Annotated in this window: 15 protein-coding genes; 10 read left to right on the top strand and 5 right to left on the bottom strand. The window is 59.5% G+C overall.

Going from position 1 to position 13,144, the window contains the following annotated elements:
- On the top strand, positions 1-768 hold the full coding sequence (locus tag ACR6A7_RS19260) for a class II glutamine amidotransferase (protein WP_434126884.1): 768 nt from the start codon (positions 1-3) through the stop codon (positions 766-768).
- Here the strand turns inward: ACR6A7_RS19260 and dpaA are convergent.
- Positions 739-1,485, bottom strand: a complete 747-nt coding sequence (gene dpaA / locus ACR6A7_RS19255) for a peptidoglycan meso-diaminopimelic acid protein amidase (protein ID WP_434126883.1) — start codon at positions 1,483-1,485, stop codon at positions 739-741. The genes ACR6A7_RS19260 and dpaA overlap by 30 nt on opposite strands.
- A 288-nt stretch (positions 1,486-1,773) precedes the next feature.
- Here dpaA and dinB point away from each other — a divergent pair, with 288 nt between their 5' ends.
- On the top strand, positions 1,774-2,826 hold the full coding sequence (gene dinB / locus ACR6A7_RS19250; RefSeq protein ID WP_434126882.1) for a DNA polymerase IV: 1,053 nt from the start codon (positions 1,774-1,776) through the stop codon (positions 2,824-2,826).
- 184 nt (positions 2,827-3,010) lie between these two features.
- Here the strand turns inward: dinB and ACR6A7_RS19245 are convergent, their stop codons facing one another.
- The 4 genes from ACR6A7_RS19245 to mutH all read right to left on the bottom strand — a co-directional run bounded on the left by ACR6A7_RS19245 (position 3,011) and on the right by mutH (position 6,020).
- A complete protein-coding gene (locus ACR6A7_RS19245; RefSeq protein WP_434126881.1) occupies positions 3,011-4,051 on the bottom strand; it encodes an NADP(H)-dependent aldo-keto reductase in 1,041 nt (346 codons plus the stop codon).
- Between the two features lie 140 nt (positions 4,052-4,191).
- Positions 4,192-4,410 carry a YgdI/YgdR family lipoprotein gene (locus ACR6A7_RS19240; protein ID WP_434126880.1) on the bottom strand — a complete coding sequence of 73 codons (219 nt, stop codon included), beginning with the start codon at positions 4,408-4,410 and terminating at the stop codon, positions 4,192-4,194.
- Between the two features lie 161 nt (positions 4,411-4,571).
- Complete coding sequence (locus ACR6A7_RS19235; protein WP_434126879.1) at positions 4,572-5,282, bottom strand: TerC family protein; 711 nt, start codon at positions 5,280-5,282, stop codon at positions 4,572-4,574.
- A gap of 60 nt (positions 5,283-5,342) precedes the next feature.
- A complete protein-coding gene (gene mutH / locus ACR6A7_RS19230) occupies positions 5,343-6,020 on the bottom strand; it encodes a DNA mismatch repair endonuclease MutH (protein WP_434126878.1) in 678 nt (225 codons plus the stop codon).
- A gap of 686 nt (positions 6,021-6,706) precedes the next feature.
- Here mutH and rppH point away from each other — a divergent pair.
- From rppH to ACR6A7_RS19190, 8 genes are all read left to right on the top strand, one after another.
- Positions 6,707-7,237 (top strand): RNA pyrophosphohydrolase, encoded by a 531-nt coding sequence (rppH, locus tag ACR6A7_RS19225; RefSeq protein ID WP_033752842.1) that lies wholly within the window; start codon positions 6,707-6,709, stop codon positions 7,235-7,237.
- 11 nt (positions 7,238-7,248) lie between these two features.
- On the top strand, positions 7,249-9,495 hold the full coding sequence (gene ptsP, locus ACR6A7_RS19220) for a phosphoenolpyruvate--protein phosphotransferase (protein ID WP_434126877.1): 2,247 nt from the start codon (positions 7,249-7,251) through the stop codon (positions 9,493-9,495).
- Between the two features lie 119 nt (positions 9,496-9,614).
- Positions 9,615-10,496, top strand: a complete 882-nt coding sequence (lgt, locus tag ACR6A7_RS19215) for a prolipoprotein diacylglyceryl transferase (RefSeq protein WP_434126915.1) — start codon at positions 9,615-9,617, stop codon at positions 10,494-10,496.
- Positions 10,493-11,287, top strand: a complete 795-nt coding sequence (gene thyA, locus ACR6A7_RS19210) for a thymidylate synthase (protein WP_434126876.1) — start codon at positions 10,493-10,495, stop codon at positions 11,285-11,287. Before lgt ends, thyA begins: the two co-directional genes overlap by 4 nt.
- 187 nt (positions 11,288-11,474) lie before the next feature.
- Positions 11,475-11,939 carry a prepilin peptidase-dependent protein gene (locus tag ACR6A7_RS19205; RefSeq protein WP_434126875.1) on the top strand — a complete coding sequence of 155 codons (465 nt, stop codon included), beginning with the start codon at positions 11,475-11,477 and terminating at the stop codon, positions 11,937-11,939.
- Complete coding sequence (locus ACR6A7_RS19200) at positions 11,930-12,463, top strand: prepilin peptidase-dependent protein (RefSeq protein ID WP_434126874.1); 534 nt, start codon at positions 11,930-11,932, stop codon at positions 12,461-12,463. The genes ACR6A7_RS19205 and ACR6A7_RS19200 overlap by 10 nt, the downstream gene beginning before the upstream one ends.
- The gene (locus ACR6A7_RS19195; RefSeq protein ID WP_434126873.1) at positions 12,460-12,852 is read left to right on the top strand and encodes a DUF2509 family protein; all 393 of its coding nucleotides are present in this window, start codon (positions 12,460-12,462) and stop codon (positions 12,850-12,852) included. Before ACR6A7_RS19200 ends, ACR6A7_RS19195 begins: the two co-directional genes overlap by 4 nt.
- Positions 12,779-13,138: a prepilin-type N-terminal cleavage/methylation domain-containing protein gene (locus ACR6A7_RS19190; protein ID WP_434126872.1), complete on the top strand. Its 360-nt coding sequence runs from the start codon at positions 12,779-12,781 to the stop codon at positions 13,136-13,138. Before ACR6A7_RS19195 ends, ACR6A7_RS19190 begins: the two co-directional genes overlap by 74 nt.
- Positions 13,139-13,144: the final 6 nt, after the last annotated feature.

Raw genomic sequence — 13,144 nt, 5'->3', positions numbered from 1 at the left:
ATGTGCGAATTGCTCGGGATGAGCGCTAACGTTCCAACCGATATCTGTTTCAGTTTTACCGGCCTGGTGCAGCGCGGGGGGGGAACCGGGCCGCATAAAGATGGCTGGGGCATCACCTTTTATGAAGACCGGGGCTGCCGCACCTTTAAAGATCCGCTGCCGAGCTATAACTCGCCTGTTGCGCGGCTGGTGCAGGAGTACCCCATTAAATCGCAATCGGTAGTGGCGCATATTCGCCAGGCGAACCGCGGGCCGGTCTCGCTGGAGAATACCCACCCCTTTACCCGCGAGCTGTGGGGGCGTAACTGGACCTACGCGCACAATGGCCAGCTCAAAGGCTATCGCCAGCTGGAAACCGGCCATTTCCGCCCGGTGGGCGAAACCGACAGCGAGAAGGCGTTCTGCTGGCTGCTGCACAAGCTGGCGACGCGCTATCCGCGCACGCCCGCCAACTGGCCAGCGGTGTTTCGCTATGTGGCGGAGCTGGCGGGAGAGCTGCGGCAGAAAGGGGTGTTCAATATGCTGCTGTCGGACGGGCGCTATTTGATGGCGTTCTGCTCGACCAACCTCTACTGGATCACGCGCCGCGCGCCCTTCGGCAAAGCGCAGCTGCTCGATCAGGATGTCGAGATTGATTTCCAGCAGCACACCACCGCCAACGACGTGGTGACGGTGATTGCGACGCAGCCGCTGACGGCAAATGAAACCTGGCACCGCATCGTGCCAGGCGAGTGGGCGCTATTCTACCTTGGAGAGCGCCAGGAATGATTTAGAGGCGGCTTCGGGATTGACGATCGCCGGGCTGCCGCTGTTCATCACGTAGCTGCCGCTGGCGACGCTGACCGTCGGCGGCTGATGGTATTTCGCAAAGTAAGCGTAGCCGGGCTGCAGCTCGCGCCAGAAGCTGGCGTAGGTGGAGTAGCGATGGCGCTGCATGTTGGTGTCGGTCATGCGGAACGGGAAGATGCTGATGTGCACCTCTGACTGGCCGTTACGCAGCGCCGCGTTCACATAGGTGAAAATCTCGTCCATATAGGCGTCGGTCATCGCATAGCAGCCGATTGATTTACAGTCGCCGTGGATCATCAGATAGTTGCCGGTGTAGGCATGCTCGCGATCGTACTGGTTAGGAAACCCGACGTTGATGGCGCGATAAAAACGGCTGTCGGGCTTCAGCTGGTTGAGCCTGACGCTGTAAAAGCCTTCCGGACTTTTAAAATCCCCTTCGCGGCGCTTCGGGCCGAGGCCACCGGAAAAGTTACAGATGCGGTAGGTATCGAGCAGGCGAAATTCGTTGCCGATTTTGCCATAGAGCTCCAGCGTGCGTTCTTCCTTGAAAATCTGCAGATAGACCGGGGTACCGAGTAACTGTTTCTTTAATTCTTTACTTACCGGCGTCGACACTGGCTGCGTCGGCTCGGGAGTCATTGCCATGCTGAGGGCTGGCATCAAAATCATCGCAAACAGAAGTGCGATTTTGCCCATGCTGTGTGTACCTTGAGTGAAGAGAACGATGACGCGAGACGCGTCTCAGACTTGCATTATCGGAAAACTCCGCTACCGCAGCGCAACATTAGCATTGTCTGTTTTTTTATCAAGACGCCGCCAGGTAAATTCGCGTTTTCCTCAAGGTATGACGGCCATAAATTTGTAAACTTTAGTGGCGACGGAGGGTAAATCCGTTTTTCAGGCGCGCCTGACGCGGCGGCGCTTTTGCATCTGTACATCTATACAGTATCATAAGGCGTGACGGAAAACGGATGGCGGGCAAGCGTGAAAATCATACATGTCGATATGGACTGCTTCTATGCAGCGGTAGAGATGCGCGACAATCCGGCGCTGCGCGATATTCCCATCGCCATTGGCGGCAGCCGCGAACGACGCGGCGTAATCAGCACCGCCAACTATCCGGCGCGTAAGTTCGGCGTACGCAGCGCGATGCCCACCGCCATGGCGCTGAAGCTCTGTCCCCATCTGAAGCTGCTGCCGGGGCGCTTCGACGCCTATAAAGAGGCGTCGCAGCAGATCCGCGACATCTTTCTGCGCTATACCCCCTTGATCGAACCGCTGTCGCTGGACGAGGCCTATCTCGACGTCACCGACAGTCCGCACTGCCACGGCTCTGCTACGCTGATCGCCCGCGAGATCCGCAATACTATTCAGCGCGAGACGGGGCTGACCGCCTCGGCCGGCATCGCGCCGATTAAGTTCCTCGCAAAAATCGCCTCCGATCTTAACAAGCCCGACGGGCAGTATGTGATTACGCCGCAGGAGATGCCCGATTTTCTGCTGTCGCTGCCGCTGGCGAAGATCCCCGGCGTCGGCAAGGTGGCGACGAAAAAGCTCGAGGAGATGGGGTTGCATACCTGCGCCGACGTGCAGAAAGCGGATGTGGCGCAGCTGCTCAAGCGTTTTGGCAAGTTTGGCCGCGTGCTGTGGGAGCGCAGCCACGGCATCGACGAGCGCGGCGTGGTGGTGGAGCGCGAACGCAAGTCCGTCGGCGTGGAGCGCACGCTGGCGGAAGATATTCACAGCTGGGAAGCCTGCCTGGAGATTATCGATTTTCTCTATGCGGAGCTGGAGCGCCGCCTGACGCAGGTTCGGCCCGACAGGCAAATCGCGCGGCAGGGCGTGAAGCTCAAGTTCAACGATTTCCAGCTGACGACGCAGGAGCATATCTGGCCGGAGCTGAACAAAGAGGATTTGATTGCGGTGGCGCGCAAAACCTGGGATGAGCGCCGCGCCGGACGCGGCGTGCGGCTGGTGGGGCTGCACGTTACGCTGCTCGATCCGCAGCTTGAGCGGCAGCTGCTGCTGGGGTTGTAGTCAGACAGGGCACCTGAACTGAGCCTTACAGACCGCAAAGTGTTGGAAAAGCAGGTCGCCAGGCCCGAAGAGCAAAGCGTCCCGCAACAGGGATGTTGCGGGCCGAGCGAGCATGGATGCGTAAAGCGACTTTGCGATCGGGCCTGGCGACCTGCGCAGGCGCCAGGCTAACAGACGACGGCTCTTATGGCGCCGGATAGGTGTAACGGCGGTGAATCGCCTCGATCCCTTCCAGAACTTCAGCGTCCAGCGTCAGGTTGAAGCTGTCGATATTGATCTTCAGCTGCTCCATCGTCGTTGCGCCCAGCAGGGTGCTGGCGACGAACGGCTGCTGACGTACATAGGCGAGCGCCATCTGCGACGGATCCAGCTGATGCTTCTGCGCCAGCGCCACATATTCCGCAATCGCCCGCTGCGACTGCTCGCCGCTGTAGCGCGTAAAGCGGCTGAACAGCGTATTGCGCGCGCCGGCCGGTTTCGCGCCGTTCAGATACTTGCCGCTCAGGGTGCCGAAGGCGAGGCTGGAGTAAGCCAGCAGCTCCACCCCTTCATGCTGGCTGATTTCCGCCAGGCCCACTTCAAAGCTGCGGTTCAGCAGGCTGTAGGGATTCTGAATGGTCACGATGCGCGGCAGCTCATGCTTCTCCGCCAGCTGCAGATAGCGCATCACGCCCCAGGCCGTTTCGTTCGATACGCCGATATAGCGAATTTTGCCGGCGCGCACCTGCTCGGTCAGCGCTTCCAGCGTCTCCAGCAGCGTGACGGGCGTCGCGGTCTCGCTGTACTGATAGCCCAGCTTGCCGAAATAGTTGGTCTGGCGCTGCGGCCAGTGCAGCTGATAAAGATCGAGGTAGTCGGTATTCAGGCGCTTCAGGCTGGCGTCCAGCGCGTCGCGGATATTTTTGCGATCCAGCGCCTGGTTCGGACGAATCGAGGCATCTGCGCCGCGTGACGGACCTGCAACCTTGCTGGCGAGGATCACCTTATCGCGGCTGCCGCGCGCCTTCAGCCAGCTGCCAATATACTGTTCGGTCAAACCCTGGGTTTCCGGGCGCGGCGGCACCGGATACATTTCAGCGGTATCGATAAAGTTGATGCCGCTGGCAAGGGCGAAATCGAGCTGCTGGTGGGCGTCGGCTTCGCTATTCTGTTCACCAAACGTCATGGTTCCCAACCCCAGTTGACTCACTTCCAGCGTGCTATGGGGGATGCGGTGATAATGCATAGCCGTCTTCCTTATTGTTATGGAATGTAATGGTGTGTCATTTGGGACTATAGCGCGTGAGTTAGCAGGGAAGGAAGTGGGGAAAATCGGGGAAATCACCTGTCCGGGCAAATTGCGGGACAGGTGAGCTGAAATGGCACTTAACGCTCAATAATGGTCGACACTTCGTCGCCATTTATCTGCACTTCATGGCCTGACTGATCGGTATATTTCACCAGACCGGTCTCTTTATCGATGGTCGGCTTGCCTTCCGTCATGATCATCTGGCCGTTTTTGGTTGCCATAACATAATCTGAACTGCATCCGCTCAGTGTCACGGCGGCAAAAAACAACACTGCTACGCCTGCCAACTCTTTCATCACATGTATTCCTCTCACTCCCGTCAGCCAGTGGGCCGCGTCGCCCTGTCAGAGGCTACGCAGCATCAACAGCAAAAAGTGTAGTAATAAATGGTTTTGGCGCGTTGCGTTATCGCATGAATCTGAAAATAAAAGGGCGGCCAGTGGCCGCCCTTGACATTTTATGCCGCGCTTTTCCTGGTGCGCATCAGGTTCAGACACTCGACCGCCATAGAGAAGAACATGGCAAAGTAGATGTAACCTTTTGGAACATGCACGGCGAAGCTCTCCAGAATCAGGGTAAAACCTACCAGAATCAGAAAAGAGAGGGCGAGCATTTTGATCGAAGGATGGCGATCGACAAACTCGCCGATGGCGCGCGCGGCGAACATCATCATCAGTACGGCGATCACCACGGCAGCCATCATAATAAAGAGATGATCGGAAAGGCCGACGGCGGTAATCACCGAGTCCAGGCTAAAGATGATATCCAGCAGCATAATCTGCACGATAGCGCCGAAGAAAGAGTGCACGTTGGTCTTGTGCTCCTCTTCACCGCCTTCGATGGTTTCATGGATCTCCATGCTCGATTTCCACAGCAGGAACAGACCGCCGCCGAGCAGGATCAGATCGCGCCAGGAGAAAGCGTGATCAAAAAGGGTAAACAGCGGGTGGGTCAGACGCGCAACCCAGGCGATCGAGGCCAGCAGGGCGAGACGCATCAGCATAGCGCCCATCAGGCCGAGACGACGCGCGCTGGCCTGCTGATGTTTAGGCAGTTTCGCCACCACCAGCGACAGGAAAATAATATTATCTATACCCAGAACCACTTCGAGGATGGTCAGCGTGCCCAGCGCCAGCCAGGCGTTGGGATCGGTTATCCACTCAAACATGCGTACACTCAATCTTAAACGAAAAGTAAACGGCGATTATACGCATCCGCTTTGATGAACTTACAGTAAAAAATGACGCGCCAGCAGCGGGGCGGTGAAGCTCTTTTTCAGGTAAAAACCGCGCGGCAGCGTCATGACCGGCTCGCCGTGTTCGCCGATGCCTTCGGTCAACGCCCGGCTATTGGCGGCTTTCGGTCGGATCTGCAGCCAGGCGCCGTGGCGCGCGGTAATGCGTTCAACCTGGCCCAGCACGATCATATCCATCAGCTCCTCCCAGTCCTGGCGCAGCATACGATCTTCCTCTTCGCTCGGGCTCCACAGCAGCGGCGCGCCGACGCGACGCTGGGCAAGGGGAATTGCGCGATCGCCCTCTACCGGGATCCACAGCACGCGCGCCAGCTTATGGCGTACGTGGCTCGTCTCCCAGGTCACGCCGCTGTTGCCGGTCAGGGGCGCCACGCAGACAAAGGTGGTTTCCAGCGGTTTGCCCTGTGCGTCGACAGGGATGGTTTTGAGCTCGATGCCGAGATGGGCGAAATCCTGCTCCGCCTTGCTGCCTGCGCTGGCGCCCAGATAGCGCTCCAGCAGCATGCCGACCCAGCCTTTATCGCGTTTCAGATCGGCCGGCATCGGCAGGCCAGCCTGCGCGGCCAGCGTCGCCAGCGTCTGGCCTGCCAGCGCATGGGCGCGCGCCAGCAGAACGGCTTCATTTTCGGGCGGGGCAGGCAGCTGGAACATGACGAATACTCTGTTGGTTAAAAAATAGACAGTTTTTCTTCCGCAAACTTTTCCCACAGCGGCGCCAGGCAGAAGGATGCCGATAATAGCATGATTCCTCATGCTTTTTTAATTGCGCGCCCTGCTGGCCTGCGACGACCGTACAAGGTTATCCCGGACTGACGGCAATAATGAACAGGATCTTCGCCTGAGTTATCCACAGATCGGTGGGATAACCCTGCCAGCCTCCCGCTACTGGTTCCATTTACAGCCTTGACTTTGGCGAAAAAGGCGCTTTTTTATCCAGTGATGAGCAAGTTTACTGCATTGTCTGTGGATAAAAACGACGTCGCTTGATCTTTAACCAGTTAAAACGCTTCCGTGACGTCTACCTTTAATCTGGCCGCTAATGTTCCGAATAAGAGTCGTTTAATGCGCTGTTTTTAAATTGAAATATTCATTTGCTCACAGGCGGGCTCGGTAAGGGGCGCAAAAGTTTCTTCAGCTAATTCCCGTGTTCTGCACAAAGCTATCCACAGAAAACGTGAATAAGATCGCCTCTTTGCCGGCGTAATTGTTTATAACTTGGGGCAATACTGTGAGTTATCCAGGTGCTGTGCCGCGTTCTTCCCGACAATCCAGTGGTTTACCGCCTGTAAGGAGTGTGAAACAATCAGGCTATTCAAATTTAGCTTTGAGGTAGTCCAGTGATCGATGATGATGGCTACCGCCCGAATGTTGGTATCGTAATCTGTAACAGGCAAGGACAAGTGTTGTGGGCCAGGCGCTTTGGACAGCACTCCTGGCAGTTTCCTCAGGGAGGCATCAATCCCGGTGAAACCGCCGAACAGGCGATGTATCGCGAACTGTTCGAAGAAGTGGGTTTACACCGTAAAGATGTTCGAATACTTGCATCTACCCGAAACTGGTTGCGCTACAAATTGCCAAAACGTTTGGTGCGTTGGGACACAAAGCCGGTGTGTATCGGCCAGAAACAAAAGTGGTTTCTTCTGCAGTTGATGAGCAGTGACGCGGATATCAATGTACAACACAGCAGCACGCCAGAGTTCGACGGCTGGCGCTGGGTGAGCTTCTGGTATCCGGTGCGTCAGGTTGTCTCCTTTAAACGCGACGTCTATCGCCGCGTAATGAAGGAATTCGCTGGCGTGGTAATGTCGATGCAGGAGAGTGCGGGGCAGCAGCGCAGCGCGCCAGCCCATCGACGGAAAAGAGGATAGGCCACGCCCTTATGCTCACTCAGTTGCGCGAAATAGTAGAAAAGGTGGCGGGCGCGCCGCGGCTTAACGACGCGCTCGACATCCTGGTCAATGAGATCTGCCTGGCGATGGACACGGAAGTATGCTCCGTTTATCTCGCGGATCACGATCACCATTGCTACTACCTGATGGCGACACGCGGCCTGAAAAAGCCGCGCGGGCGCACCGTCACGCTGGCGTTCGACGAAGGGATCGTGGGCCTGGTGGGACGGCTTGCCGAGCCCATCAACCTTGCGGATGCGCAAAGTCACCCCAGCTTCAAATATATCCCCGCAGTGAAAGAAGAGCGCTATCGCTCCTTCCTTGGCGTGCCGATCATCAGCCGCCGCCAGCTGCTGGGCGTGCTGGTGGTGCAGCAGCGCGAACATCGACAGTTCGACGAGAGCGAAGAGTCTTTCCTGGTCACGCTGGCGACGCAGATGGCGACCCTGCTGTCGCAGTCGCAGCTCGGCCAGCTTTTCGGCCAGTTCCGCCAGACGCGGGTGCGCGCTATCGCCGCCGCGCCGGGCGTCGCCGTCGCACCGGGCTGGGTAGACGAAACGCAGCCGCTGCTGGATCAGGTCTCCGCCGCCTCGACGCTCGACGTGCAGCGCGAACGCGAAAGGCTGGTGCTGGCGATGAGCGAAGCCGCCAGCGAATTTCGCCGCTTCAGTAAACGCTTTGCCGCCGGCGTGCAGAAAGAGAGCGCGGCGATCTTCGATCTTTACTCCCACCTGTTGACCGATGCCCGCCTGAAAAAAGATCTGTTCGACGAGATCGAGCAGGGATCGGTCGCCGAATGGGCGGTCAAAAAGGTTATCGAAAAATTCGCCGCCCAGTTCGCCAGCCTGAGCGACAGCTACCTGCGCGAGCGTGCGGGCGATCTGCGCGTGCTGGGCCAGCGTCTGCTGTTTCATCTCGATGACTCGCTGGTCGGCACCAACGCCTGGCCGGAACGCTTTGTGCTGGTGGCCGACGAGCTCACCGCCACCACGCTGGCGGAGCTGCCGCACGAGCGGCTGGCGGGCATCGTGGTGCGCGACGGCGCCGCTAACTCGCACGCCGCTATCCTGACGCGCGCCATGGGCATTCCCACCGTCATGGGCGCGGATATTCTGCCTGCGCAGCTCAATAAACGACTGCTGATCGTCGACGGCTACCGCGGCGAGCTGTTAATCGATCCCGAGCCGGTGCTGGTGCAGGAGTACCAGCGTCTGATCAGCGAAGAGAACGCGCTGAGCAAAATGGCGGAAGGGGTGGTGGATCAGCCGGGCGAGCTGAAAAGCGGCGAGCGCATTCAGGTGATGCTCAACGCTGGCCTCAGCCCGGAGCATGAGCAGACGCTCGACAGCTGGGTAGACGGCATCGGCCTCTACCGCACCGAAATTCCCTTTATGCTGCAGAACGGCTTCCCGTCCGAAGAGGAGCAGGTGGCGCAGTATCAGGGCATGCTGCAGCTGTTTCACAACAAGCCGGTCACGCTGCGCACGCTCGACGTCGGTGCTGATAAACAGCTTCCCTATATGCCGATCAGCGAAGAGAACCCTTGCCTCGGCTGGCGCGGCATTCGCCTGACGCTCGATCAGCCAGAGATATTTCTGGTGCAGGTGCGCGCCATGCTGCGCGCCAACGCCGCCTCCGGCAACCTCAGCATTCTGCTGCCGATGATCAGCCATATTGACGAGATCGACGACGCGGTGCGGCTTATCCAGCGCGCCGGACGCGAAGTAGAAGAGATGCTGGGCTATGTGATCCCCAAACCGCGCATCGGCGTAATGATCGAAGTGCCGTCGATGCTGTTTATGATCCCGCAGCTGCAGTCGCGCGTCGATTTCGTTTCGGTCGGTACCAACGATCTGACCCAGTATCTGATGGCGGTGGATCGCAACAACACGCGCGTCGCCAACCTCTACGATCCGCTGCATCCCGCGATGCTGCGCGCGCTGCAGGCGATCGCCACCGAAGCCCGTCTGGCGAATCTTGAACTCTGCCTTTGTGGTGAAATGGCGGGCGATCCGATGTGCGTTGCGCTGCTGGTGGGGCTTGGCTATCACCATCTCAGCATGAACGGCAAGAACGTGCCGCGCGTAAAATATCTGCTGCGCCATCTGGATAAAGAAGAGACGCAAAAGCTAAGCGAGCAGGGCCTGAGCGCGCACACCGCGTCGGAGGTCCGCCATCTGGTCGCCGTCTTTATGGAGCGGCGCGGGCTGGGCGGCCTGATCCGCGGCGGGCGCTAAGCGTTATCCTCGTTTACATTTACGCTGCTCTGTAAAAAACCAGGCTGTGCTATCATGCGCAGCCTTTAACATATCCGCCTGGCGCCCCTTTTTCAGGGCAGAAAATTGAATGGTGAATGATGAATAACGGCTATATCGCATTTCCGCAGTTCGATCCGGTGATCTTCTCTATCGGACCGGTTTCGCTGCACTGGTACGGACTGATGTACCTCGTCGGCTTTGTTTTTGCCATGTGGCTGGCGGTGCGCCGCGCCAACAAACCCGGTAGCGGCTGGAAAAAAGAGGAGGTTGAAAACCTGCTCTATGCTGGCTTCCTCGGCGTCTTCCTCGGCGGCCGCATCGGCTACGTGCTCTTCTATAACCTGCCGCTGTTTCTCGACAACCCGCTCTATCTGTTTAAAGTCTGGGATGGCGGCATGTCGTTCCACGGCGGCCTGATCGGCGTTATCGTGGTGATGCTGATCTTCGCGCGCCGCACCAGACGCACCTTTTTCCAGGTCTCTGACTTTATCGCGCCGCTGATCCCGTTCGGCCTCGGCGCAGGCCGTCTCGGCAACTTTATCAACGGCGAGCTGTGGGGCCGCGTGGCGCCTGATTTCAAATATGCCATGCTCTTCCCCGGCTCGCGCAGCGAAGATGTGGCGCTGGCGGCGAATAACCCGCGCTATCAGGAGCTGCTGAACACCTACGGCGTACTGCCGCGTCATCCCTCCCAGCTCTATGAGCTGATGCTGGAGGGCGTGGTGCTGTTTATTATCCTTAACCTGTTTATTCGCAAACCGCGTCCAATGGGCAGCGTCTCCGGCCTGTTCCTCATCGGCTACGGCGCGTTTCGCATTATCGTTGAATTCTTCCGTCAGCCGGATGCGCAGCTCGGCCTGTTCGAGGGCGGCGTCAGTATGGGGCAGATCCTCTCCATTCCGATGATCCTGGCGGGCATTATCATGATGGTCTGGGCGTATCGTCGTCGCCCGCAGCAACACACTCGAGAGGTAAAATGAAACAGTATCTGGACCTGATGCAACACGTGCTGAACCACGGCACGCCGAAATCTGACCGTACCGGCACCGGCACGCTGTCGATTTTTGGCCACCAGATGCGTTTCAACCTGCAGGATGGTTTTCCGCTGGTGACCACGAAAAAAGTGCATCTGCGCTCCATCATTCACGAGCTGCTGTGGTTTCTGAAAGGGGAGACCAATATCCGCTACCTGAAAGAGAACAAGGTCACTATCTGGGACGAGTGGGCGGATGAAAACGGCGATCTTGGGCCGGTTTACGGCAAACAGTGGCGCAGCTGGGGCAGCGCGCGCGGCGAAGAGATCGACCAGATTGCGAAGGTTATCGAACAGCTGAAGCGCGATCCCGACTCACGCCGCATTATCGTTTCGGCGTGGAACGTCGGCGAGCTGGACGAGATGGCGCTGGCGCCGTGCCACGCCTTCTTCCAGTTCTATGTGGCAGACGGCAAACTCTCCTGCCAGCTCTACCAGCGCTCCTGCGATATCTTCCTTGGCCTGCCGTTCAATATCGCCAGCTATGCGCTGCTGGTGCATATGGTGGCGCAGCAGTGCGACCTGCAGGTCGGGGATTTCGTCTGGACCGGCGGCGACACGCACCTCTACAGCAACCATCTGGAGCAGGCGCGTCTGCAGCTGACGCGCGAGCCGCGCGCGCTGCCTACGCTGGTGATTAAGCGCAAGCCCGACTCCATCTTTGACTATCGCTTCGAGGATTTCGAAATCGAAGGCTACGATCCCCATCCGGCCATTAAGGCGCCGGTCGCGGTGTAACCTTCCGATCTGCGCTAACCACGCCCCGGCGAAGCCCTGCTCGCCGGGGCTTTTTTTATCCAGCTTTTGCGCCTTCTGCCGCATTTCTTTGCGGCTCGCTGCAACACGCGCGTTTTTGCGGGAAAGCGGCACGCATGCCTGGCCAGCGCCGCTGGCGACGGTGCGCGCGGCGCGGCAGAGTAGCGCCATGAAAACAGAGAAAGGCTTTACGCTGGCGGAACTGCTGTTCGTGCTGGTTATCGTCGGCATCCTCAGCCTCGGCGCGCTGCAGGGCTGGCAGCGCTGGCAGCAGCGACAGCAGCTGCGCGAAACTGCGCAACAGCTGCAGGGCTTTTTACAGCGGCTGCGCGCCCAGGCCAACTGGCAAAACCAGGATCGCGCGCTCTGGCTGATACCGGGCGAGCGCGGCTGTCTGGGCAGCGGCCCGAAGCCCGACGGCGGCTGCGCGCGCAGCGGGCGGCTGCGGTTCGTCGCGCCCTATGCTGGCGTGCAGATGCTGAGCCTGCGCGGCGAGCCGGGCTTTTATGGCCGCCGCAATATGGCGAAGGCGGGCAGCCTCGAGTTCGGCAACGCCAGCGGCAGGCTGCGGCTGATCATCTCCGCCCGCGCCCGCATTCGTCTCTGCCAGCCGGAGGAGCAGGGATGCGACTGAAGATGGCGGGATTCAGCCTGCTGGAGATGCTGGTGGCGATGGCCGTTAGCGCCGTGCTGATGCTGAGCGCGGGACGCTTTTTACCGCTGCTGATCGGCGAGAGCCTGCGCCTTCAGCAGCGCGTTCAGCTGCGGGAAGATCTGCAGCAGCTGATGCAGACGCTGGAAAAAGCGGTGCGCCGTGCTGGCTACTGCAATGGCGAGTGCGGCGGGACGGCGCTCAGCCTCTCCGCCAGCTGCCTGCTGCTGCGCTGGGATGACAACAGCAACGGGAAATGGGAAGGCGTGGGCCACAGCGAAAGCGACTACTACGGCTTTCGGCTGCGGCAAAAGCAGCTGGAAACCCAGCGCGGCGTGGACGGCTGCGGCGGCACCGGCTGGGAACGCCTGACCGATCCCGCCTTTCTCACTATTGAGCAGTTCAGCGTTGAACGCGCGGGCGCGCTGATTAAGCTGCAACTGACCGGTCGCGCCGGTCGCTGGCTGGAAACGCTGGAGAGCTGGATCGAGGGCGAAAATCTGTGAATCAACAGGGTAACAGCGCGCTGGGCATAGTGCTGACGATCCTGCTGGCAGGCAGCCTGACGCTGCACGCCAGCCGGGAGCGACTGGAGCAGGGCATGTCGCTGGTAGCCGACGAGCGGCAGCACTATCGCGATTTCTGGGCGGCGCAGTCGGCGCTGCAGTGGGGGCTGACGCTGAGTTGGAGGACGCAGGGCTGCCAGCAGGCGCCGGAGCAGGGCTGGCAAAGCTGTTTGCAGAGGGTAAGCGATGAGCGAGCGTTACTTACAGGCCGCGCGGCGGCGAGCGAACTGGCGCTGCGGCGCTGGGTGGCGAGGGATGGCGAGCGGATCAGGCCGCTGCCGCACGGCTGGATCGACTACTGCCCGCTGGCAGCGGCGCGCTGCCTGTAGGCAACGCGGGTTCAGCCTGCCGGAAGCGCTGTTCGCGCTGCTGCTGCTGGCGACAAGCGTCAGCGCGCTGCTGCACTATCACCGTGCCCTGACGCAGGGCTTTGACCAGCAGTGGCAGCAGCGCGTGGCGGTGCGCGTCGCCGCGCAGCGTCTGATGGGCCACGAGGTCGCAGGCTGGCGCAGCTCGCTCCAGCGCAGCGGCGCGCTCTCGACCTGCATGCTGGAGCGCGCCGAGGTCAGCGGGCCGTACGCGGTGCGCGCCAGGCTAACCCGTTTACGTTGCTGAGAGGCA

The sequence above is a fragment of the Pantoea phyllosphaerae genome, assembly GCF_051025595.1.
GTDB lineage: Bacteria > Pseudomonadota > Gammaproteobacteria > Enterobacterales > Enterobacteriaceae > Pantoea.
This window is presented reverse-complemented; position numbering and strand designations above follow the sequence as displayed.

Bases quoted from the DNA above. Each gene is read 5' to 3' on its own strand.
- ACR6A7_RS19260 (WP_434126884.1), top strand. From the start codon at position 1: ATGTGCGAATTGCTCGGGATGAGCGCTAACGTTCCAACCGATATCTGT.
- dpaA (WP_434126883.1), bottom strand. From the start codon at position 1,485: ATGGGCAAAATCGCACTTCTGTTTGCGATGATTTTGATGCCAGCCCTC.
- ACR6A7_RS19245 (WP_434126881.1), bottom strand. From the start codon at position 4,051: ATGCATTATCACCGCATCCCCCATAGCACGCTGGAAGTGAGTCAACTG.
- ACR6A7_RS19240 (WP_434126880.1), bottom strand. From the start codon at position 4,410: ATGAAAGAGTTGGCAGGCGTAGCAGTGTTGTTTTTTGCCGCCGTGACA.
- ACR6A7_RS19235 (WP_434126879.1), bottom strand. From the start codon at position 5,282: ATGTTTGAGTGGATAACCGATCCCAACGCCTGGCTGGCGCTGGGCACG.
- mutH (WP_434126878.1), bottom strand. From the start codon at position 6,020: ATGTTCCAGCTGCCTGCCCCGCCCGAAAATGAAGCCGTTCTGCTGGCG.
- ptsP (WP_434126877.1), top strand. From the start codon at position 7,249: ATGCTCACTCAGTTGCGCGAAATAGTAGAAAAGGTGGCGGGCGCGCCG.
- lgt (WP_434126915.1), top strand. From the start codon at position 9,615: ATGAATAACGGCTATATCGCATTTCCGCAGTTCGATCCGGTGATCTTC.
- thyA (WP_434126876.1), top strand. From the start codon at position 10,493: ATGAAACAGTATCTGGACCTGATGCAACACGTGCTGAACCACGGCACG.
- ACR6A7_RS19205 (WP_434126875.1), top strand. From the start codon at position 11,475: ATGAAAACAGAGAAAGGCTTTACGCTGGCGGAACTGCTGTTCGTGCTG.
- ACR6A7_RS19200 (WP_434126874.1), top strand. From the start codon at position 11,930: ATGCGACTGAAGATGGCGGGATTCAGCCTGCTGGAGATGCTGGTGGCG.
- ACR6A7_RS19190 (WP_434126872.1), top strand. From the start codon at position 12,779: ATGGCGAGCGGATCAGGCCGCTGCCGCACGGCTGGATCGACTACTGCC.